A 22,461-nucleotide genomic window follows, 5' to 3' on the forward strand; every position below is an offset into this window, starting at 1 on the left:
CTGAAACCAGCCGGTTTCAATGCCGCCTTCAGTAAAAAAGTTTAATTAACTTTGATTTCCACTTCTTGTTCTTCTTCGCCTGCAGCCCGGGCCGGCTTTTTGCTCACCACCACCATGGAGGGGCGTAAAAGGCGGTCCTGGAACAGGTAACCCTTTTGAAGCTCCTTGATAACCGTGTTTTCTTCCGCTTCAGGGTCTTCTTCCTGCATCATTGCTTCGTGAAACTCGGGATTAAAGGGCTCGCCCAGGGCCTTTACAGGCTCAAGGCCATGGCCCGTCAGGACCTTTACCAGTTCCTGGTAGATCATATTAAGGCCCTCTATTACCGAGTTGTTCTCCTGGTTGCCATCCACATGCCCCAGGGCTCTTTCCATGTTGTCCAGAACCGGGAGCAGGTCTTTGGTTATGGACTCGTTGGCCCTTTTCAGGAACTCGGTTTTTTCCCGCTGGCTGCGTTTTTTAAAGTTTTCCAGCTCAGCGGCCTGGCGCAAAAGCCGGTCTTTGAGATCGTCTCTTTCCTTTGCCAGCTCGGCTGCCAAGTCTTCCGCGGGGGCTTTAGTCTTTTCGGCCTCCGGCGCAGCCTGTTCCGGGTTTTCCTGGGACTTGGGTTTTGAGTCTTTTTTCTTGGTCACACTTAAACTCCTTAACAGCGTTGATCCAACAGCCTGCTGACCAGTTTGGCGGTGTAATCCACTATAGGTATCACCTTTGAATAATTCATGCGCGTGGGGCCTATCACACCCAATGCGCCCGCAGGTGTACTGGGCGTGCCATAGGAGGATGTGATGGCGCTTAAACCTTCCAGATCCTCTTCCTGGCTTTCCGAGCCGATGAAAATGCGCACACCCTGAGCCAGAAGTGATTTTTCCAGCAGCCCCAAAATGGTGGATTTCTCCTCAAAGGCTGCAAAAATCTGGCGCAGACGGGCTACGTCATTAAACTCAGGAGCCTCCATCAGTCTGGTTTGCCCCTCTATTATGATGTCGTTTTGCACCTCATACGTTAAGGCCTGCTGACTTAAATTCAAGGCCTGTCCTAAAACTTTGTCAAAACGCATCTTTTCTCGCGTCATTTCGCTGGCTAAGCGCTTTTTGACTTCAGTCAGGGTGAGGTCGGCCATGAGGTCGCTTAAGTACCTGGAAAATTTATTCAGATCTTCTTGTCTCAGGGCAGTGTCGGCCTCTATGATGCGGTTTTGCACCGCCCCTGCCCGGGTTACTATGACCACCAGTATCAGGCCGGAATCCAAGAGGATGAACTCCATCTGCCTGAGGACTTCCTGGTCGGGGTGGGGGGCTGAGACTACGGCCACCTGTTGGCTGAGGCCGCTCAGGGCCCTTCCCGTGGCCTTCAACAACTCGCTTATATCCAGGTGCGTGGCTGCTTCATCTGTGGGCAAAGCCAGGCGAAGCCGATGTTTTACCGAATCGTCCAGTTCCCTGACTTCCAAAATGGAATCCACATAAAAGCGCAGTCCGTCCGAGGTTGGTATCCGTCCCGCAGAGGCATGAGGCTGGGTCAGGTAACCCAGTTCCTCCAGCTCGGCCATGACGTTTCTGATGGTGGCCGGGGATACCTTGATGTCTTCCCTGCTGGCCACGGTTTTAGAACCCACCGGCTCTGCAGTCCTTATGTAATTAGCTATCACTGCAGCCAGAATAGCCTGCGCCCTATGTGTCAGATTTTGCGCCACTTAGCTGTTCTCCGGATGGCTTTTCGGGCGATTTGGCATCTTGATCCTTTTCCACTAGGGCGCTTTTTCGGCTTTTTTCATCAACCTGGAACACCTCGGTTTTTGGCCATCTTTTATGTTAAGCATTCACTTGGGCAAATGCCATAGCAGGGCCCCACAAAAAATATTTTTAATTGCCGTTGCGTAAGATGTCTGGAAGGTGCGGGTTTTGGTTGGCTGGCTAAGCTTTCTTTCGGGAGGGGGAGGTTTGCCGGAACCCGGGGCGCGGCCCGGAAGCCAGAACTTAAAGGCGGGGAGAGAAATTCGGTTTTGCAATAAAGAACTCCGGCCAGGCTATAAAAAGCCTGGCCGGAGTGATTATGGTTGGTTAGAAAATGGCCTTGGCAAAATCGGCGGGTTCAAAGGGACGCAGGTCGTCGATTCCCTCGCCAATCCCCACAAAGCAGACCGGGGTCTGCATCTCAGAAGAGATGGAGACCACAATGCCGCCCTTGGCCGTGCCGTCGAGCTTGGTCAGCACCAGGCCGGTCAAGGGAACCGCCTGATTAAAGAGCTTGGCCTGGCTCAAGGCGTTCTGACCGGTGGTGGCATCCAAGACCAGGAGAACCTCATGCGGTGCACCGGGGAGGCGTTTTTGAATCACCCTGTGGATTTTTCTCAACTCGTCCATCAGGTTGACTTTGGTGTGCAAGCGACCGGCCGTATCGATCAGGACCAGGTCCCGCTCCCGGCTCAAGGCCGCCTCCAGGGCATCATAGGCTACGGCGGAAGGGTCTGCACCATGTCTTTGGCGCACAATGGGGCAACCGGTTCTTTCAGCCCAGACTTCAAGCTGCTCGGCAGCCGCGGCCCGGAAGGTGTCACCTGCCGCCAAAAGCACCTTTTTACCCTGTTTCGTGAAATAGTGGGCCAGCTTGCCGATGGAAGTGGTTTTACCCACTCCATTCACCCCGATCACCAGTATGACGTGGGGGTTGTTGTCCCTTTCCGGCGCTGGTTCAGGGGTGCTCAGGATTCCCTCGATACCTTTGGCCAGGGCTTTTTTAAGGGCTTCCACATCTGTCAGCTCGCTTCTTCTGACCTTGCCCCTTAAGTTGTCCATGAGCTTCATGGTGGTGGGCATGCCCATATCAGCCGTGATCAGAACCTCTTCCAGTTCGTCCAACAGCTCCTCGTCTATTTTGCGTCCCAGGGTGATTTTGTCTATGGAACCGGATATCTTGTCCCTGGTCTTGCCCAGGCGGCTGGAGAGGCGGCTGAAAAAACCCTGCTCTTTACCCGGCTCTGAGGGGGCTTCCTGTCTTTTCTCTCCCGCCTGTTCTTGGGTGCCTGGGCTTACGGCTTTTTCCGGTTCATCGGGTTCAGCCTCCGGCTCCGGCTCAGAAGGGGGCTCTTCGGGTTGGGGATCTGCCTTTTCAGCGGGCCGGGCCTTTGGCTCAGGCTTTTGTTTTTCCCTGACGGCCTCTGTTTCTCCCTGTTCTGCTAAAGGTTCGGAAACAGGTTTGTCCTGATCCGGGGAAGGGCCTGCCTGGTCAGATGCTTCCTTGGCCTGTTCGCAAGGCTCTTGCCGGGCCTGGTCGCTTTTTGCAGGTGTTTCCGGCTCGGGCTGCGCAGGGGAGTCTTTTTCTTGACCTTGGCTTTGAGCCCCGGCCTGGGCCTTTTCCTGCCTGGCCTTTTTCTGAGCCCTTCTTTTGGCAAAGAATCCCATTTTTTTCTCGGGTTGGGTCTCCTTGTCGTCTTTTTCCGCCTGTTTGTCGGGCTCTTTTGAGTCTGCCCCGGTTTTTTGGACAGGTTCGGGAGTCTCTGTCGAGTCTTCAGAGGCTTTGGGTTTATTTTCAATATATTTCGCGGGTTGATCAACCTCAGGTGATTTATCGGCGGCTTTGGCGGTCTGCTCTTCAGCCGATTCGGCGGCGGTTAACTCCGCCATCTCCTGAACGGCCTTTTGGGCCAGATCCTTGGCTTCTTTATCTTTTTTTTTGCGATTAAAAAGGCCCATTTTTCCTTGGTGGGGAAGGGTGATTATTAAAGTAAAAATATAAGCAGGTTTCCGCAGGAAAATTAACCCCGGCTTGGGTCAAAGTCAAGCAGGCTGTATTTGCTCTGTTTTTTAAAAAAAGGGAAATGGCCGAAAAACAAAGACGGCCTGACGACTTGCCGGGTTTGGAAAAACCGGGCATTTCGAAAAAAGACCGTCTTGGTAATCGGATTTAGGCCGGACCCACCAGCTGCTCAGGCTGCCATGGATTCTCCCTGGGCCAGGTTGACCGAGAGGATCTTGCTCACGCCCTTTTCCTCCATGGTCACTCCGTAAAGCTGGTCCATGATCTCCATGGTGCGCCTGCTGTGGGTTATCATTATTATCTGGGAACGGTGACTGAGCTTCTGCACCAGGTCGTGGAACCTGTTGACATTGGCCTCGTCCAAAGGCGCGTCGACTTCGTCCAAGATGCAGAAGGGCGCTGGTCTGATCAGGAACAGGGCAAAGAGCACTGCAACTGCGCTCAAGGCCTTTTCCCCGCCGCTCAGGGCCTCCAGGTTTTTGACTTTCTTGCCGGGCAACTCCACCAGAAGATGCAGCCCCGCCTCCAGGGGATCTGCGTCCGGGTCGGTTATGAGCTGGGCCTGGCCGCCGCTGAAAAGCACGGGATAAATTTCGGCCAGGCGCTGGTTTACCTGTTCCAAGGTGGCGTTGAACCTCTGACGGCTGGTCTTGTTGATCTTCCTGATAGCCTGGCGCAGATCGGCCAGGGATTCTTCAAGGTCTTCCTTTTGGCTGGTCAGGAAATTATAGCGTTCGCTCAAGGCCTGGTGCTCGCTTATGGCCTCAAGGTTCACCGCGCCCAGGTTTGAAAGCTGTTGCCTGAGTTTGGCCAGTCGCATGCGCGCGGTTTCCGGATCAAAAGGCTTTTCGGGTAGGTGGTTTTGATGGTTGGTGGAAAGGTCCACCCGGCAGCGCTCCATGATTTTTTCGCACAGGTTTTCCCGGGAAAGGAGGAGTTCCTTGTATTTGAGATCCAGCTCCTGGCAGGCGCTTTCCGCCCGGCGCTGCTCCTGCCTGGCCTGCTTCAGGTCCTGTTCCAGGTCGGAGAGTTGCATCTGGGCCTGGCTGTGCAGTTCCTTGGCCTTTTGATGAGCTTCCTTTTGTTCGTCCAGATCCTGGTAAAGCCCCCCCAGGCGCAACTGCTCCGCTTCTTTACGCTCTGAAAAACGGACGATCGCCTGGTCGGCCTTGTCCACCTCAAGCTCCAGGGATTCGCTCCTGGCCCGGGCCTTTTGGGTGTCCTGCTCCAGCCTGGCGGCTTCGGACTGGGCGTACTCTGTTTCAGAGGCCACGGCGGCCTCTTCCAGACGGGCCTGGTTTTCCTCGGCCCTTGTCTGTTCCAGTTCTTCCTTGCCGTATTCCAGGTCTTCCCTGGCCCGGGCAAGGTCTTCTTCCAGTTCGCTGTGCCTGCCTTGGTGATCCGCCAGCTTTTCCTGGATGGTCGAGTATTCCTCAGCCACCCTTTCATAATCCGCATTAAGCTCTTCGGCGTGGTATTCCACGCCCTCAAGCTCTCTTTTTTTCAGGGAGCCTGTTTCCTTGACCCGGAAAAGGTCCTGCTCCAGACGGGCCAGGCTCCTTTCGGTTTCCTGTTTTTGGGAGCGAATGCGGCTGAACTCTTCTTCCTGAAGGCCCAGTCTTTCTTCGGCTTCGCTGCGTTCTTGAGATGCCCGCTCCAGGTCTGCCCGGGCCTTTTCCAGTTTTCCCTTGCGTTCGGCCAGTTGGTTCTGCCGGGCCAGGACGCCGTCTTCCCTTTGCCCCACACCCAGAAGCGCAGCGCCGGGCCGGTCCAGGCGATGTCCCTGGTCTGTGACCAGAAACTGACCGGGGGCCAGGGCGGCCGCTGTATCCCAGGCCTGGTCCAGGTTTGCGCAACAGGCTGCGTCCTGGAACAGGTTTGCCAGGGGCTCAAACCCCTGGTTGGGCCGCACATAGGCCGTTATGGGCTCCATGCCGGACGGCGGCCCCACCCTGGTTTGCCCCAGGTCGTCCAGGGCCAGAATTCTGAGCCTGCCCAACTTGGATTCTTCGGCCCAGGCGGAGAGATTTTTAAGATCCTGTCCGCTCTTGACCAGGATGGCCTGCAGGTCATCGCCCAGGGCGGTCTCCACCAGGGACTCCCGGCCGGGCTCAACTTGCAGGTGATCCGCGGTAATGCCCAGGATTTCAACCGGTGTCTTTTGCTTGGATGCCTCTTCCAGAACCCGGCGGACCCCGTTCTGCACCCAATCCCTGCTTTGCATGGCGAGCGTCAGGGCGTCCACCGCGGCTTTATGCTCATGCATGGCCCTGGTGGCCTGCTGTTCCTGGTTGCCCGCCTGCTTGACCCTGCCTTGCCACAAGAGCCGCTCTTCTTCCAGGCCCGCGGCTTGGGAGTCCAGACCTTCCATTTCAACGGCCAGGCCGTCACGCTCCTGTCTGGTCTCTTCAAAGCGGCTTCTTAAGTCTTTCACTTCCGCGGCCAGCTCGTCTTTTCTGGTTTGCAGGGATTCTTTTCTGCGTAAAAGGTCGGACTGGTTGCGCTCCAGATCCAGAAGGCGGTTTTTGGCCTGGGTGGTCTGGGAGAGATGGTCCACCAGGGCTTGTTTGCAAAGATCAACCCGGTTTTCCATAACCTTCAGTTTTTCTTTGAACTCAGAGGCCTCGGTGGCTGCCTGGGACGCCTTTTCCCTGGCGCGGGAGAGGCGTTCTTCGGCCTCCTCGCCAATGCGGCGGGCCTTGGCCAGGTCTTTTTCCTGGGTCCTCAAACGCAGCTTGAGCTCTTCCGATTCTTCGGAATAGCGCATGCGCATGCGCCTTTGGTTTTCCATTTCCCGGCTTAAAAGGGTGAGCTCGTTCTCCGCCTTTTGAATATCCCCTTCGGCCCTAAGGCGTTTTTGTCCGGCTTCGCTGATATCCTGTTCAGCGGCCACAAGCCTGACCTTTAAGGTCTCCAGATCTGTTTCCTGGGCTGTAACCCTCTGATTGGCCAGTAGAAGCCCGGCCCCCAGGGCGTCCCTTTCCGCATTTGACTGGCTCAGCTCATCTTGCAGACGCAAATATTCGCTGCTGGCGATGTTAAGGTCCAGGCCCCGGATTTCTTTTCTCAGCTCATTGTATTTTTGGGCTTTTTTAGCCTGGCGATCCAGGCGTTTCATCTGGGTCTCCACCTCAACCATGATATCCATGAGGCGGTTTAAGTTGTCCTGGGCGGACTGCATCTTGCGGAGCGAGAGTTTTTTCTGGTTTTTATAGCGGGTTATCCCGGCGGCTTCTTCCACCCACAGACGGCGCTCCTCCGGCTTGGCCTCTATAAAGGCCGCCACCCGGCCCTGTTCAATAATGGCATAGGAGCGGTTGCCCAGGCCGGTGTCCATCAAAAGCTGTTGGATGTCTTTTAAGCGGCAGGGGATTTTATTGATCAGGTATTCGCTTTCACCTGAGCGGTAGAGCCTTCTGGTGACCATGATTTCAGCCAGGTCGGCAAAGCTCTGGTGGGTGATGTCGCCTGTATTTTCAAATACAAGGCTTACCTCGGCCACGCCCAGGGGCCTGCGGCCGGTGGAACCGTTGAAAATGACATCTTCCCGCGAATGACCTCTGAGCTGTTTGGGTGACTGTTCCCCCAGCACCCAGCGGATGGAATCCACTACATTTGATTTGCCGCAGCCGTTGGGGCCCACCACCGCGCACATACCCAGGGGAAAGTCCACAACCGTCTTGTCGGCAAAGGATTTAAAACCGTTTATTTCCAGGCGTCGAACCCGCATGGTGCTCCTTGGTTTGGTTCACTCATCTATAGCAAAGCAGGGGAAAATCGTCAAGCTCCAATACCATATTAAGTGTATCTGCCAAGCAGTATAACAAGATATGGGGTGGGCGTGAGTAGTAAAAAACAGCAAAGGTGCACTGAAAGGGCATTTTTTTGCGGCCGGGAACATGGTTTATTTAATTGCCATATTAAATATCTATATTGACACTATTTGCCCATGATGCTAACCAATGGACCCGGGCCGCTTAAGGGGCGGCCAGTCCAACCGCCCATCTGAGTTTGCCTTTTGCTAGTAAGGAGTTAGGCAGTCATGAGTCTTACACCGTTTCTGGAGGTATCCGAAGTAATCGCCGCCATGGGAGGCGAGACGATCAGTCAGTGCATGCAGTGCGGTCTTTGCTCGGGTCTATGTCCCTGGCCCAACGTGGGTTCGGAGTTTCGCACCAGAAAACTCATGCGCATGGGCCAGATGGGTATCGAAGGCTTTGAGTCCGACGAGATCCTTTACGCCTGCACCACCTGTAAACTTTGTCAGGAAAACTGTCCCAGAGGCGTGGCCATTGTGGATGTGGTTCGTTCCATGCGTGCCATTATCGCGGAAAGCGGAGCCACCCCGCCAAGCCTGCGACCGATTATGGGGTCAATTCACAGTAACGGCAACCCCTGGTCTGAATCTCGCGATAAACGTGAAGCCTGGACCGAAGGCTTGGAAGTGCCCCGGTTTGAGGAAGGAACAGAGTATTTTCTGAGCGTTTGCTGTACTTCCGCCTTTGATCCCCGCTCCATTGCCATTGCCAAGGCCATGGTAAAAATTTTGAATGCGGCCGGTTTGAGCTACGGCATCATCGGCAATGAAGAGTCCTGCTGCGGCGAGTCTTTGCGCAAGATGGGCGATGAAGAACAGTTCATGAACCTGGCCCAGAAAAATATTAATTTGTGGCAGGGTAAAGGCGTTAAAAAAATCATTACCACCAGCCCTCACTGCTTCATGACCTATACCCAGGAATACCCCGAATTCGGTGGCGAGTTCGAAGTGGTCCATTACACCCAGTTGTTAAAGCAGCTTCTGGATGAGGGCAAGCTTAAGCTTAACGGTGAATATGCCAAAAAGGTCATCTACCATGATCCCTGTTACCTGGGGCGTCATACAGAGGTCTATGAAGAGCCCAGGGATCTGGTCACGGCGGCTGGGGCCGAATTGATTGAGTTCCCCAAAAACAGGGCTTTGTCGACCTGTTGCGGCGGCGGCGGCGGCAGGCTCTGGATGGAGACCGAGCCTGAGCAGCGTTTTTCCACCCACAAGATCAGGGAAGCCGATGAACTGGGAGCGGAAGTCCTGGCCACCTGCTGCCCCTATTGTATAAATATGTTCACAGACTCGGCCAAGGGCGAGAACCTTGATGAAAAGATCGAGGTCAAGGATGTGAGCGAGATTCTGGCGGAGTGCCTGTAAGGGCGGTTTTGTTTTTTCCGCTAGAGAATAACTCTCAGTTTTGAAAATCCCCGGTCCCCTACGGACCGGGGATTTTTATCAGGCCTTGATTTCTTGACAGCAAGGGCAGGGCGTTTTACTTTGGCCATTAATCGTAATCGCTCTTGTCCGGTTGCATCCGGGCCCGGGGCAAGGTTTTAGTTGGCGTGTTGCCGCCCAATTGAGTCCTGTAACTGGAGAGGTAAAGTGGCTGTTACTCTGGATTCCAGTCTGAGCTTTGAGCAGGGCCCCATTCGTCCGCCCAGCGAGGCCAAAAGCCTTTTGCTGAGGTTTTCCCGCAACTGTCCTTGGAACAAGTGCAAGTTTTGCCCGGTATACAAGCGCCGCACCTTTGGCAGGCGAACCCTGGAGGAGATAAAGGCCGATATAGACGCCGCCACCCAAATGAGGGAGCAGATACTGAAGCTTTCCTGGGCCTTGGGTTCGGCAGGCAAGGTAAATGATCAGGTGGTGCAAAAGGTTTTCTCCAACCCTGCCTTGTCAGACTCGTTTCGCAATGTAGCGGCCTGGCTCTATTACGGCACAGGCAATGTTTTTTTGCAGGATGCCAATAGCCTTTTGATCAACCCGGAAACCTTGGCCGAGGCGGTGGGCTATTTACGCAGATCTATCCCCGAGGTGGAGAGGATCACCACCTATGCCCGCTCATCGACCGCAGCCCAGCGTACGGTGGAAGAGCTGACCCTCTTGAGGAAAGCAGGCCTGGACAGGGTGCATATAGGCCTGGAGACGGGCTATGATCCCTTGCTGAAGTTTATGAAAAAGGGGACCACCGCAGCCAAGCAAATCAAGGGCGGCCAAAATATCAAGGCTGCGGGCATGGAGCTGAGCGAATATGTCATGCCCGGGCTGGGCGGTAAAAAGTGGTCCAAGGAACACGCCGTTCATTCGGCCCAGGTGCTGAACCAGATAAACCCGGACTTTATCAGGCTGCGCACTTTAAGGGTCCCCACCCGAGTGGAACTTTACAAGGATCTTGAAAACGGCGCTTTTGAGAAGTTAAGCGATGACGAGGTGGTGGAGGAGATCAGGCTTTTTGTATCCTGCCTTGAAGGCATTGAGTCCTATGTGGCCAGCGACCATATCATGAACCTGATAGAGACCGTGGAAGGCCGTTTGCCGGATGCCAAGGAAAATATGCTCGAGATATTGGACCATTACCTGGGGCTGCCAGAGAAGGAAAAGCTCATGTACCGCCTTTGCCGCCGCATGGGCCGATGTAGGGAGCCCAGGGATATAGATCGCTACGGCCTGCGCGGGGATCTTACGGCCGCCTTTGAACGGGTGGCGGCCCAGGGTGATGTGGAGGATATCCTGACCCAGATGGCGGACAGCATGGTTTAAGCCGCTGGTTTTTGAAGGGATTGTTTTCTTGATTTTGCCCTAATGGAAAAGACTGGCTTAACTGCGTGATTAAACCGTTGAAAAGACTGATAAGACATTTTGCTTGTCAATATGTGGCAATAAAATGCCTGTCATGTGTTGACGCGTCTGCCTGGGTGTGATAGATACATCGCACTTTCCCCGGTAGCTCAGTTGGTAGAGCAGGTGGCTGTTAACCACCCTGTCGCTGGTTCGAGTCCGGCCCGGGGAGCCAAAAGTGAATAATTCGGTGAGCAACCGTTTTAAAGCCCTTGAGGAAATCTTCAGGGGCTTTTGTTATGGGCGAAATCAATTTGCTTCCGGGTAAAACCGAGCAACTTTTAGCGTTAGGATGCGACGAGTTTACCGGAATGGGCAGGCCAAGCGTTCGCTTTAAGGGGTGTGTGCAAGTAGCTGGCTACAGTCTGCCAAAGGGTGGGGTCCAAGCCCCGGACGATAAGAAATCTATCCTTTCCCCCTTTTATGCCCCCCTATAAGTTAATTCAAAAAATAGTTGGTTTATTAACCGGTTATCAAAGTGCTTTACTTAAAATTTCACGGCAACTACTGCGAATACCGCATAATTTAATCCTGAGACTTATTTCTTATGCTTGACTGTCAGTTGTTGACAGAGTTAACATCCCTTCTGTTTATTGACTGAGGGCTGATGGTACTCATCCAGGCATTTAAGATCCCATTGTAAAGGTTTAACCATGACTAAACTCTACACCCTTGCCTTGTGCATGCTGGCCGGTTATTTTCTGCGCAAATTCGGAAAGCTGGATGCACGAAGCGTAAAAACCCTGAATGTATTTGTGGTTTATGTCTCTTTTCCGGCCATGGTTATCCATCATATAACCGCCACCCTGCTCGAATCCGGGCTTCACCCGGATCTTTTGCTGCCCATATCCATGCCCTGGCTTTTGGTGGTGTTGGCTTATGCGGGGTTCAGCCTGGCGGGCCTGGTTTTTGGCTGGAGCAACCGGGTGGTGGGGGCGCTTGTACTCACCGCCGGGTTTGCCAACACCTCTCTGGTGGGGTTCCCTTTATTAGAAGCCCTTTTGGGTCCGGAATCTCTTAAAACCGCTATCATCATCTCCCAGATCGGATCATTCCTGGCTCTCTCCACTATGGGCCTGGTAATGGCCGCCGGTTTCTCTAACAAGGAAGATCAGCTGGAAAATGAAGGAGGGATGCTGAAAAGGCTTTTCAGCTTTCCTCCTTTTCTGGCTTTATTGTTTTCCGTGGCAATTTATCTCTTGGGCATCGATTTTCCGGAATCGTTGGACAAGGTCATGCTTGATCTGGCTTCTTCTCTGGTTCCTGTGGCCCTGGTGGCGGTGGGGGCTCAGGTCCGGTTTGATGCCAAATCCATGCAGGCATATAAGCTGCCTTTGGCCGTTGGGCTGGGGTTTAAACTTCTTTTAGTTCCTTTTTTATTCATCATCCTTTTTGTGATAGAGATAGAAGCCACCGGTAAGGAGATAGAGGTCACCGTGCTGGAATCGGCCATGGCCCCCATGATTACCGGAGCCATTGTGGCCGAACGCTTTGACCTGGATTCCGAACTGGCCTATCTTTTGGTCTGCCTGGGAATCCCTTTGTCTCTCTTTACTGTGCCCGGCTGGTTTTTTGCCATTGACGCTTTTTTCAACTAAGAAGTAAAATCTCCAGCCTGATTTTAAAAGTGATGTCAGGGGCTGTGTAACTAAAGGCTTTATCCGGGATGTAATCCTTATTTATGTGGGGGCTGAACCGCATGTGGAGAAACAGGGTCTGATCACTCTGATTACAGGGCTCCGGCAAGCAGGGCGCAGGTTATGTTCACCCTGACAGGCCGTTTGATTTCCGCTTTTCCTTTTTCTGGGCTTCCAAGTTGCCGCCGCCTCAAAAAACCGGTAAAAGGGATCGAAACAGGCCCAATAAAACCTGTTTCGAGCGGTTTCCCGATGAGATGGAACCCTAGCAAATCTACAGATTTTAAAAATAGTTAGCCAAATAAATAACCCTGTTGACACCCCGCATACCCTGTGATAAATAAGTTCGCACTTTCCCCGGTAGCTCAGTTGGTAGAGCAGGTGGCTGTTAACCACCCTGTCGCTGGTTCGAGTCCGGCCCGGGGAGCCAAGCTTGAAATGCCTCATCCCGTAAATGGGATGAGGTTTTTTTTGCCTTTTGCTTATCGTTTTGTTCCCGGTGCTTCAGGTTTTAGCATTACTTCTTTGTCTTTAAAGGTAATGTGTTCTTTTTTTTGAGCCCACCTATAAATATTCCCGATGTCAGAGGACAGGTGTAAAACCAGCCAATAACCTGCTTGGTCCCTGATAAAAGCCTTGCTTACATGTCGTGATTACGGTTATTTTTATATTTTTAAAAAACCGTGTCTCTTGCGGGGTGTGTTTAAAGGGGGAAGCATGACCACAGCACAGGCAAGGATGGAGTGGGGCTTTAGTTATGTGTCGAATTTTGATACTGCCTATAATTCACCCCTGCATTGGCTTTTTACCGAGAAACCCAATGGAGAGAAGCCGGGCTTTAAAAACTATTTTTATCCTTATGCCGGGACCGTTTTTTTGCTTTTTGTTTTGCCTTTATTAGTGGCCCTGGGAACCCTGCCTACCCTGACTGAGAAGTCGCCGACTCTTTTGGTGCCTTATTTATGCGATCATAATATGAATTTCGGCACCTTGATAACCCTTCCGCTGGCCATGACCTTGCTTTTGATTCATCGCGATTATCTGCCCTATGCCTTGAAAGAACTCATCACGCGAAATGCCCTTGAAACTACGGACGACACCCGACGTTTTTTTGAAAAATGGACTACTTGGTTTAAAAAAATAAATCTATACGGGTATATAGCAGCTATCATATTGGCTGGACTGGTGGCTTATCTCCATTTCAAGACCGTGACTTCAACCCAGGCCAAGGCAGGTTGGCAAACCGATGCCATGGGAGTTATGAACACCTCCGGCTGGGTATTTATCTTGTGGAATATTCCCGCCATGATGGTCATTTCGGTTATGTACTGCGTACGGAGTGCCGCCACCATTTTTATGCTCTATGGCCTGGTAAGGGTCACCAAGGTGAATATAGATCCTTTTAACTATGACCGAAGCGGTGGTTTGCGGGAGATAGCCAGCCTGGGACTTTGGAATCAATACCTGTTGGCTGCCGTAATAATCAACGCAATTATTCTGTTTCATGTGACTAAGGTGTTTGGTCAGGTTGACAACATAAATCTGCTGATAGGAGCTATGTTGGCTGCGGCCCTTGTGTTGGGGCCATTGGTATTTTTAGGGCCGCTTTTACCCTTTAGAAAGGCAATGAAAAAAACCAAGAAACATACTGTAAAACAGGTGAATCGTAGATTGATAGGGGTATACAAAATAATCAAGGAAGGGCTGGATCAGGATGCTCCGATTAATGACTTTTTGGCAGAGCTGGAACATCTAAAAAAATTGGAGCATACAGTCCGGCATATTCCGGTCTGGCCTTTTGATACAGTGACCATGAAAAAATTCGGCCTGGCCTATATGCTTCCGCTTATTGTGCAGCTAAGCCCAAAGGTGCTGACTTTTTTGGGAGTGTTTTTGGCGCCTTATACCGCCCAACTCTTTGGGTTTTAACACCGTATTGCCTTTTTCGACAAAGTTAAGATCAGAGTCATTCCAAATTGAATCCCAGGTTTCCCACAAACGCCTTTTGAAAACCCGGATCAACGGCCATCTCCAAGAACTGTATCCTTGCTGCCAGGTTTTTTGGATATAACTGTCGTCGCACAGGGCCATTATGGCCCCGGATCCGGCCAAATTGCCTGCCATGGTGATTTTGGCGGGCGGGATTTGGGGGATCATACCCAGGGTGAGGGGATCCTGTTGGTCCAGGTGTGTGCCAAAGGCCCCGGTTATTATGATTTGGGTCATTACACATTTAATCACATTTTATCTACACTAATATACGGTTATGACAGGTAAAAATAAGTACGTAAAAGGTGCGCACGTTTCAGGATGTAAATTCAGGGAGCTGCTGCGCCTGTTTTCGGTTGATCTCAACGCTTCTCAGATAGTCTTCCTGACCGGCCTGAGCCGTAACACGGTCAACCTTTACCTCCGCGCCATTCGAATCCGTCTGCAGGGGGTTTTCAGCTCCAGATTCCCTTTCAGCGGGGAGGTTGAAGCCGACGAATCGTTATTCGGCGCCCGTCTTGTAAAAAGCAAGAGGGGAAGAGGAGTCTACGGTAAAACCATCGGTTTCGATTTTTTCAAGCGAATCGACGGCATGTACACCGAAATTGTCTCCAATTACTCTAAGGCCACTTTGTAACGGGTCATTCGTGGAAAGGTAAATTTCAATAGGGTCATATGCTCCGATAGGTGGTTTGGCTATAACGGCCTCGTCGACGTTGGCTATGGAAAGCATCTGAAGGTTGATCATGGGGAGAATGAGTGCGCTACCGGCAAGACCCAATCAATGGGATCGATGGGTTCTGGGGATACGCCAAAACACGCCTTGCTAAATACTGGGGGATGTATCCTCTTTCCTCATAGTTACATCTTGAAGAACGCGAGTTTAGGTTCAACTACATGGATCAAGATATTTTCCGGCTGCTACTACAAATCTTTAGAGAGAAGGCCCTAAAGGTGTCATGACTCTAAAAAATTATTTAAAGAATCTTGTTTCCTTAACATCCAGTCGCGCTTAATCGACGGATTTCTTATGTATGCCCTTCTGATAAGGTTTTTTCAGTTTAACTGTTCAGGCAAACTCGAGGGGCGTGCCTTTGGGAGCTGAAAAAGCAAAAAACATTCAGATCTCTTTGCCTTGCCCTAAAAGCCTTTAACAGGTCAGCTGTCAGGTTGCCATATTGGGCTGGTTGTGACAGGATAATGGAATAGCGTATTCCGATCAGGTGTTTTTTCCGCAGGCTGTTTTATAGTCATCTTGTCAGACAAATCGATCAGGTTCGTCAAAACAGGTCATTGCCTGTTGGTGTATTGCAACAGACCAGAATGTTTTCGGGTATCCTGTTAGGGAAAATTTAATTTGACTTCATTAACGTAAAAAGTTCCAAACTAAGTAAAACAGCTTGGTTATATGGATATTTCGCGGCCTTATGAAGCCTCTGTGGAGTATTAGTGGAAAAGCGCTTTCCAGCCGGCAATTTAATAAGGCAAACTTTGCCTTCTCCCAAAATTAATGATCCCAAAGTACAATTGCGTTCGCAACTGGCCGACTTCACCGAAGCCGGGGGGACCATAAAGCCCGGCCAAAAAGTCGCCCTGGCAGTGGGAAGCCGGGGCATTGCGGCCCTGTTGCCCTTGTTAAAGGAATTGATAAGTTGGGTGAAATCCCAAAAAGGCCACCCCTATATATCTCCGGCCATGGGCAGCCACGGCGGAGCCACGGATCAGGGACAGGCCAAGGTTTTGGAAGAATTGGGGATATCCTCTGAAAGCCTGGGGGTGCCGATAGTCTCCCATATGCAGGTAAAAGAGGTTGGAACCACTTCTTTTGGCAGGCCGGTATGGGTGGGAGAAGATTTCTGCAAGGCGGATCATGTAATTCTGATAAATCGCATAAAGCCGCACACCAGTTTTCGGGGAAGCATGGAAAGCGGCCTGATTAAAATGTCGGCCATAGGATTGGGTAAGCAAAAGGGAGCCGCCACCTGTCATCAGTTGTTTTTTCGCCACGGCTTTGAACCTGTGGTAACGGAAACCAGCCGGATTATCCTTAAGGCCTTGCCTGTGCTTTTGGGGGTGGCTTTGGTGGAAAATCGTTTTGAAGAGCTTGCCTGCCTCAAGGTGCTTAAGCCGAAAGAGTTTTTTGCGCAAGAGCCCGGTCTTTTGGCCCAGGCCCGTTCTTTGATGGGCCGCATTCCTTTTTCTGATGTTGATCTTTTAATTATTGATGAAATCGGCAAGAATATAAGCGGCAGCGGCATGGATTCCAATGTTACCGGCCGCATATTCCATCAGGCCACGCCCGAGCCTGCCGTTCGCCGGTTCAGAAGGATTTATCTTAGGGACCTTACTCCGGAGACCGCGGGTAATGCCTTGGGGCTTGGCTGCGCGGACTTTATTTCCCAAAGGCTTTTGGACAAGATAGACCTGGAAAAAACCCGCATTAATTGCCTCACGGCCAGTGTGCCTGAAAAGGGCAGAATACCTCTTGCCTATGAAAACGATGCCCGGGCTGTTACCGACGCCCTTTTGAGTGTTGGGGTTTTTGAGCCGGAAAACGCGCGGATGGTTTGGGTTAAAAACACCTTGGAATTGGATTTCTTTTGGGCCTCCAGTATGTTGGTAAAAGAAGCAGAAAATATGAAGGGCCTTGAAACGGCCTCCCAGGAGATGAAAATGCCCTTTGATCTAAACGGTGAGTTGCCTTTCGGGTTTTTTGAGCGTCCCCATGTTTAACTTTTGCTTTGGGGTGTTGCAGGCTGTTTAAATATAAGGCCTTGAGCTTTGGTTTCCTTAAAAACCGTCAAAATCAGGAAAGATTGATCAAATGAAAAAAATAGGAATTATTGCGGTATTGGTCTTGGTGTTGGCAGGCGGGGTGATTGCCGGCTTGTCTTTTTATGCCGACCAGCAGGCCGAACAGGCGGTGGAAAATTTCCTGGCTACCACAAAGGGTATAACTAAGGGAGTTTACGGAGAAATTGAGTCTTCCTTGTTCTCCTCCCAGGTGGCGGTGAATAATCTCAGCTTTGACTATGAGCGAGAGGGAAAAGTCAGCGTCAAGGTGGGGCGGGCTTCCATGGATCTGGCCAGTATGGAAGTGATGAGTCGGATTCTGGCCCCGGCTGAAGGGGAAAAAGCCATTCGATTGGAAGGGCTGATTACTCTGAGCAAGGTAAGCCTTATAAAGCCGGATAAGGAAGAGGTGGCCTTTGATTCCCTTAGCCTTAAAAATCTTTCCTTTGAGCCCAAGGCCTGGGAAAAGGTGGAGGAGTGGGAAGACTTCTTAAGAGCCGCCAATACAGTTAAATTGGCCAATGTGGTGGTTACGGATCTTGTTTTTTCTGAAGACGGTAAGGAAGAGGCCAAGATACGGCAAGTCGTCATAGACAATGTGGCGCAGGCCAGGCTGGGGAAATTGGAAATAACTGATTTCGACGCCTCGGCCTCCATGGAGTCCACCAAGGAAAAGGATTCCGTATTAAAGCTAAAGAAGCTCAGCTTAACCGGTGTTGACCTGGCCGCCATGGATAAAGTTTACAATCCCTTGCACAACAAAGGCGCGGCTAATGATTCTCCCCCGCAAAGCCTGGTCGAGGGTGTTTTGTTCAGCGGGTTTACCTTTGAGGATGCCCACGAACCGGTGAGCATCTCAATGGAAGAGATTCTATTTTCCAAGATCAGCTCCAGTCCGGTGGACACCTCCTTGGCCACAGGAAGCGAAGAGGAACAGACAAGGCTGGCCGCCAAACTGGCCCTTGCCATGGCTATCAATGAGATCACTTTCAAGAACTTGAAGATTGAAGCCACAGGTGGTGAGGTAAAAGGCGGTCTGGATCTGGGCAGCATCTCTTTTAAGGGTTATGACCAGGGAGCGCTCAAGGAATCGGCGATCGATAATTTTGACCTTAAAAGCGACTATGTAAACGTGGCTCTGGAGAATGCCCAGACCAATGACCTGAACTATCGCTTTACATTGAATACATTGGCCAATGGCGGGGATATGTCCTCATACCAGGGACCGCCGATTGATATTTCCGGCAAGGGCATTGTCACTAATTTCAGCATCAGTGTTCCTTATATAGATCTTGAATTCCAGGTTCCTTCTTCGGACTTCACCGGCCTGGTGAAAAAGGGCCCGGAAAATTACCAGGGTGAATGGACCGTTCCCTCCCTGACTATCCAGCCCATGATGACCGCCAACCCCGTTGATCCCGCCACCGCCTATGCCGTGCGCCGTATTTGGGACAACTTGGGTTATGAAGTCATGAACCTCAAGATGGGCGGAAAGGCGGATATCAATTACTCCACCTTGGTTTATGAGTTGAAAGACGCCTATCTTGATATAAAAGACGGCGGGATTGTTAAGAAAAATCTGGCCGTTACAGTTCCGGACCCCCGCAAGGTGAAGATGCCCACCTCCTCTAACCTGGAGGACACCTTAAGCTGGTTGACTCACTATAAGCTAAAAAATTTGGCCTTGTCCTATGAGGACAAGTCTTTGTTCGACCGCATTATGAAGACTGTGGCCAAAGAGGCGGGCATGGAACCTCAGATGCTTAAAGTAACTATCTTGGCCCAGCTTGGCATGCAGCGCAGAAGATATCAGAAGCAGCCCGGGATGGTGGCCTGCTTAGACGCCTTGAGTGATTTCGTGGCCAAACCGGGTAAACTCATCTTGCAGGTGAATCCCACCAGGCCTGCCGGTATGAATGAGTTCATGATGATGGGGTCAGACCCTGAGATGATCATCAGGGCCCTTAACCTTAGGCTGGTCTATGAGGAGTAGCCTTGAACATCCTGCTGCCAGGTTCAGGTAGACTAAAAAAACACACACGGATAAAAAATTAAGATTAAAAACGGCGTGCAAAGGCGGGTGAGTATTCACTTCCCTTGCATGCCGTTTTTTTTTGAATAAGCCCCTTGGTGTTTGCCCGTGCCGGATGTTAAATTCCGTGCTTTTCTATTTTGTTGTATAGGGCGCGGCGGCTTATGCCCAGGATTTCGGCTGTGAGTTTTTTGTTGCGGCCGGTGTATTCCATGGTTCGGATTATCATCTCCCTTTCCATGGCGGAGAGGGGCTGGCCCACCGGCATGTTAACCATGGGCACCTTGGGATGTCCAAAGCGGATGCGGTCTGTCAGGTGTTCGGGCCTTATGATGTCGCCATCGCACAAAACCACGGCCCGCATGATGATGTTCTTCAACTCCCTGACATTGCCTGGCCAGTCGTAGCTGGACATAAGGCTCAGGCAATCTGGAGAAACGCCTAAAATCTTTTTGTTGTGAACTTGGCTGTAGCTGTTGATGAAGTGCTCCATCAAAAGCAGCATATCCCCGTGGCGCTCGCGCAAGGGCGGCATGTGGATCTGTAAAACTTCCAGCCTGAAATACAGGTCCTTGCGAAAAGAACCTCTTTCCACAGCCTGCTGTAAATCTTCATTAGAGGCTGCGATCACCCTTACATCGCTTTGTACGCTTTCCCTGCCTCCAATACGGTAATATCCCTTTTGCTCCAAAAGCCTCAGCAGGCTGACCTGAACCTTTTCACTTATGGTTGAGATTTCATCTAAAAAAACCGTGCCGCCGTTGACCTGTTCAAAGGTGCCCTGGTGGCGTTCCGTGGCTCCGGTAAAGGCCCCTTTTTCATAGCCAAACAGCTCTCCAGGCACCAGGTCCTGGGGCAGGGCTCCCAAATGGACCGGCAGATAGGGTTTGTCAGCCCTTGAGCTGATCTGGTGGATTGCCTGGGCTGCCAGATCCTTGCCCGTACCGGTTTCTCCTGAAATGTAAACCGGAATTTCCGTTGCCGCTGCCTGGCGTATCTGGCGGTAGACTTGGCGCATGGCTGTGGAACCACCCACCATCTGTTCGAATTTGGTCTTTTCCACCTCTTTTTTCAATAATAGATTGGGTGCGTATTCAGGCTGTTGCTCCAGGGCTGTCTCTATAAGGAGTTTAAGCTCCTGGTCTGAAATGGGCAGTTTGGCGTATTGATAGGTCCCGGCCTTAAGGGCGCTCATGGCCATGCGCAGTTGATTGGGCTCCACTAAAAATAAAACCTGAGTGGCCGGGCTTTTGGCGGAAATAAGCTCTAAAAGCTCTATGGCGTCTATTTCCCCCTGGTTGTAGACCGCGCTGGACAGAATTAATATGTCAAAGGCCTGTTGCTCAAAACGCTCAACCACCTTGTCTATGCTTTTTTCAAACGTTACCAGCAAGGAACGCTCGGCAAAAAGGCCGGGGAGCTTGCGGGCCAGGTCAGGGTCCCGATTAACGCAGATTATGCTAAGCTGTTCGTCCTCCATTTTTACCTGCCTTTCAAAATCAAGCACCTCAACATAGGCTAATATAAGGTTTTCCGCAAGGCCTATGTAAATTTTCTATACATTCAAATTTCGTTTTATAAAGTGTGGTTTTTGGGAATATTTCTTTTGCGAAGTGCTTGGGAAGAGTTTAGTGACATTTTCCCTAAAATTAATGGCACAAGTTAGTCATCGTTTAACATGGGAAAAGGCTTTCAGCCCAACTTATGCACACTCGTTGTATTAAAAAAACAATTTGTGTGCTTATTTTTTACACTAGATAACAAAACAGGTTTTCCCAAGCGGTAGTTGAAAAGATCTTTCTTGGGAAATGGGAGTTATGTCAATCGGTTGGCTTTCAATTCCCCGAATGGCCCAGGTGTTGCAGTAAAAAGGCTGCTTTGCTATGCGGCGGCAGGGCTTTTTTGTCCTTTCCTTGAAGTCAGCCAAGAGGTTCAGGCCCTTGTTTACCTGCAAGAGCATTTTGCTTTGCAGTTTAAATGGTTGCACCTGGCCATTGTTTTTGAACCTGAACCGGAACGGAGATGAAGTCATGCCTGAAATGTCCGAGATAAAACGCAACTTTCCCGAGGCAAGCGACGAGATGGGCCAGGATCAGGTCTGCGCCCTGGATATGGGCGCGGGAAACGGAATGGCTGACGAACAGCTCAGGTTTCGTCTTGATTGCGAGAGCCTGGTGGGGGTTGATATTTTTCCGGAAGCCAAACAGGTTGTTTTTCGTGACCGGCCAGGTGTTTATGATGAATACTTGCGTAACGGACCTGACCACCCGGAAGGGAGTGGAAGAGAGAAAAAGCCTGGAGCAAAGTTTTAATCTGCTTTTACCGGTGGCGGCTTTGGGGTATGGCAACATTCCTGTGGCTGCCTTTGTGGATGCTGGATGACAATGCCCTGGTTGCTTTTAATCTTAAGGATTTTTTTTAAGCGATAAGGATGAAACAGGGGTTAAGCAGGCCATCAATAATATTTGCGCTGGTAGTCTTGAGCTGCTCCCTTCCCGTAAATACCGCCATCGTTATGCCCTGTCCGGCGAATCCTTGCATTATGTGGCCCTGGTCGGCAGAAAATTGAAAGACGCTGACCCAAGCGCCTGCCTGGAGAATTTTGCAGAGGTTTGAAAATAGCCTGAACAGATGAACCGTCCCTTCAGGCGGAATAGTTTTAAAATGCCTGATATTTTTACTAAGCCATATTGCCCTGAATTTTATCGGCCCTCACCTGGTTGCTTTTCTCTGAGAAACGCAGTGAGGTGAGGGCCTTTTGGGACAGCTACTTAAGGGTATGAAAAACAGGTTCCCTTATTTTGCTTCCGGCGAATTTTATCCTGACTCGCCCTGTGTTTAAGGCTTTACTTCTTCAATTTAAATACCATTTCCGCGGTTTTGTGGAAGACCTGCTCCTGCTCTGCCTCCTTTTTAAATACGTAGCGGTATTTGGTAAGTTCCGCTTCAACATTGTTAAGCGTATCAGAGGAGAACATTATTTTTTCAGCCCCGCATTGCCTGTACATGTTTGCCAGGGACACAGTACTGCACCAGCTGGGCTCCAGGAATGCATTGTCAAATTGCTTAGCCAATTGAATGGCCTGTGTGTTCATTATGTCCAATCCGGCATGTGCTATTATGATTTTCAGGTCATGGAAATGCTTTATAGGCTCCAGAAGTTGCACCGGATCAGCGAAAGGGATGCCCGCTCCCGTATGAACCATCACCGGCACGCCCAGTTTCCTGGCTGTTTCATAAACAGTGTAGGCGTCTTTGGATGCAGGGTGGCAGGCATGAGCTATGGGAGTTATTTTGAGCCCAACGAACCCAAGCTCTTTAACACATCTTGTAGCTTCTTCAATGTATTCTTCAGGTTCGAAATGAGGATTTATCGAACCCAGCCCAAAGTAATCTCCCTTGTGCGCATTGCAAAATTTACAAAGCCTATCATGGATTTCTCTGTTTTTCTGTATGTAAGGCCTTGAGATAAAAGGCTGTACAACTCCCCCTTGTACGCCTAGTGGTTCGTTTGTCCCCAGTATTTGCTCTTCGGTTTGCTCCTCGTCAAATACACAATCCCAACCCAAATGTATATGCGCGTCTAATATTCTCATGGTTTTCTCCTG

General features: G+C 51.0%; 14 protein-coding genes, 2 tRNA genes and 1 pseudogene. 10 read left to right on the forward strand and 7 right to left on the reverse strand.

Annotation, left to right across the window (positions count from 1 at the left end; translation table 11 throughout):
- Positions 1-41: 41 nt before the first annotated feature.
- The 4 genes from grpE to smc form a co-directional block, all read right to left on the reverse strand.
- Positions 42-632 (reverse strand): nucleotide exchange factor GrpE, encoded by a 591-nt coding sequence (grpE, locus tag X474_RS11470; RefSeq protein ID WP_044348925.1) that lies wholly within the window; start codon positions 630-632, stop codon positions 42-44.
- Positions 633-643: 11 nt separating this feature from the next.
- The gene (hrcA, locus tag X474_RS11475) at positions 644-1,693 is read right to left on the reverse strand and encodes a heat-inducible transcriptional repressor HrcA (protein ID WP_044348926.1); all 1,050 of its coding nucleotides are present in this window, start codon (positions 1,691-1,693) and stop codon (positions 644-646) included.
- 367 nt (positions 1,694-2,060) lie between these two features.
- The gene (gene ftsY, locus X474_RS11485; protein ID WP_231688320.1) at positions 2,061-3,692 is read right to left on the reverse strand and encodes a signal recognition particle-docking protein FtsY; all 1,632 of its coding nucleotides are present in this window, start codon (positions 3,690-3,692) and stop codon (positions 2,061-2,063) included.
- 233 nt (positions 3,693-3,925) lie between these two features.
- A complete protein-coding gene (gene smc, locus X474_RS11495; protein WP_044348929.1) occupies positions 3,926-7,486 on the reverse strand; it encodes a chromosome segregation protein SMC in 3,561 nt (1,186 codons plus the stop codon).
- A 312-nt stretch (positions 7,487-7,798) separates the two neighbouring features.
- Between smc and X474_RS11500 the strand changes: the two genes are divergently transcribed.
- The 6 genes from X474_RS11500 to X474_RS11530 all read left to right on the forward strand — a co-directional run bounded on the left by X474_RS11500 (position 7,799) and on the right by X474_RS11530 (position 13,968).
- Entirely contained in the window at positions 7,799-8,941 is a 1,143-nt protein-coding gene (locus X474_RS11500) for a (Fe-S)-binding protein (RefSeq protein ID WP_044348930.1), read from the forward strand.
- Between the two features lie 225 nt (positions 8,942-9,166).
- Positions 9,167-10,324, forward strand: coding sequence for a radical SAM protein (locus X474_RS11505; protein WP_082464311.1), 1,158 nt, complete (start codon positions 9,167-9,169; stop codon positions 10,322-10,324).
- A gap of 177 nt (positions 10,325-10,501) precedes the next feature.
- Positions 10,502-10,577 (forward strand) — tRNA-Asn (locus X474_RS11510).
- Positions 10,578-11,055: 478 nt separating this feature from the next.
- Positions 11,056-12,000 carry an AEC family transporter gene (locus X474_RS11520; RefSeq protein WP_044348933.1) on the forward strand — a complete coding sequence of 315 codons (945 nt, stop codon included), beginning with the start codon at positions 11,056-11,058 and terminating at the stop codon, positions 11,998-12,000.
- A 393-nt stretch (positions 12,001-12,393) separates the two neighbouring features.
- Positions 12,394-12,469, forward strand: a tRNA-Asn gene (locus X474_RS11525).
- Between the two features lie 287 nt (positions 12,470-12,756).
- Entirely contained in the window at positions 12,757-13,968 is a 1,212-nt protein-coding gene (locus tag X474_RS11530; RefSeq protein ID WP_044348935.1) for a hypothetical protein, read from the forward strand.
- On the opposite strand, the gene X474_RS27265 is transcribed toward X474_RS11530, so the two are convergent.
- Positions 13,897-14,265 (reverse strand): ASKHA domain-containing protein, encoded by a 369-nt coding sequence (locus X474_RS27265; RefSeq protein WP_044348937.1) that lies wholly within the window; start codon positions 14,263-14,265, stop codon positions 13,897-13,899. The genes X474_RS11530 and X474_RS27265 overlap by 72 nt on opposite strands.
- 40 nt (positions 14,266-14,305) lie before the next feature.
- Here X474_RS27265 and X474_RS11540 point away from each other — a divergent pair.
- From X474_RS11540 to X474_RS11550, 3 genes and pseudogenes are all read left to right on the forward strand, one after another.
- Positions 14,306-14,991: pseudogene (locus tag X474_RS11540) on the forward strand (IS1595 family transposase).
- Between the two features lie 486 nt (positions 14,992-15,477).
- The gene (locus X474_RS11545; RefSeq protein WP_044348939.1) at positions 15,478-16,761 is read left to right on the forward strand and encodes a nickel pincer cofactor-dependent isomerase, group 22; all 1,284 of its coding nucleotides are present in this window, start codon (positions 15,478-15,480) and stop codon (positions 16,759-16,761) included.
- Positions 16,762-16,852: 91 nt separating this feature from the next.
- Positions 16,853-18,814 carry an aq_1923 C-terminal domain gene (locus X474_RS11550; protein WP_044348941.1) on the forward strand — a complete coding sequence of 654 codons (1,962 nt, stop codon included), beginning with the start codon at positions 16,853-16,855 and terminating at the stop codon, positions 18,812-18,814.
- A gap of 157 nt (positions 18,815-18,971) precedes the next feature.
- Here X474_RS11550 and X474_RS11555 read toward each other — a convergent pair whose 3' ends face one another.
- Positions 18,972-20,333: a sigma-54-dependent transcriptional regulator gene (locus X474_RS11555; RefSeq protein WP_044349115.1), complete on the reverse strand. Its 1,362-nt coding sequence runs from the start codon at positions 20,331-20,333 to the stop codon at positions 18,972-18,974.
- 550 nt (positions 20,334-20,883) lie between these two features.
- Here X474_RS11555 and X474_RS11565 point away from each other — a divergent pair.
- Positions 20,884-21,165 carry a hypothetical protein gene (locus tag X474_RS11565; protein ID WP_052515113.1) on the forward strand — a complete coding sequence of 94 codons (282 nt, stop codon included), beginning with the start codon at positions 20,884-20,886 and terminating at the stop codon, positions 21,163-21,165.
- A 534-nt stretch (positions 21,166-21,699) separates the two neighbouring features.
- Here the strand turns inward: X474_RS11565 and X474_RS11570 are convergent.
- Positions 21,700-22,449 carry an amidohydrolase family protein gene (locus tag X474_RS11570; RefSeq protein ID WP_044348944.1) on the reverse strand — a complete coding sequence of 250 codons (750 nt, stop codon included), beginning with the start codon at positions 22,447-22,449 and terminating at the stop codon, positions 21,700-21,702.
- Between the last annotated feature and the right edge of the window lie 12 nt (positions 22,450-22,461).

This window comes from Dethiosulfatarculus sandiegensis (assembly GCF_000931935.2).
In the GTDB taxonomy this organism is placed as follows: Bacteria; Desulfobacterota; Desulfarculia; order Desulfarculales; family Desulfarculaceae; genus Dethiosulfatarculus; species Dethiosulfatarculus sandiegensis.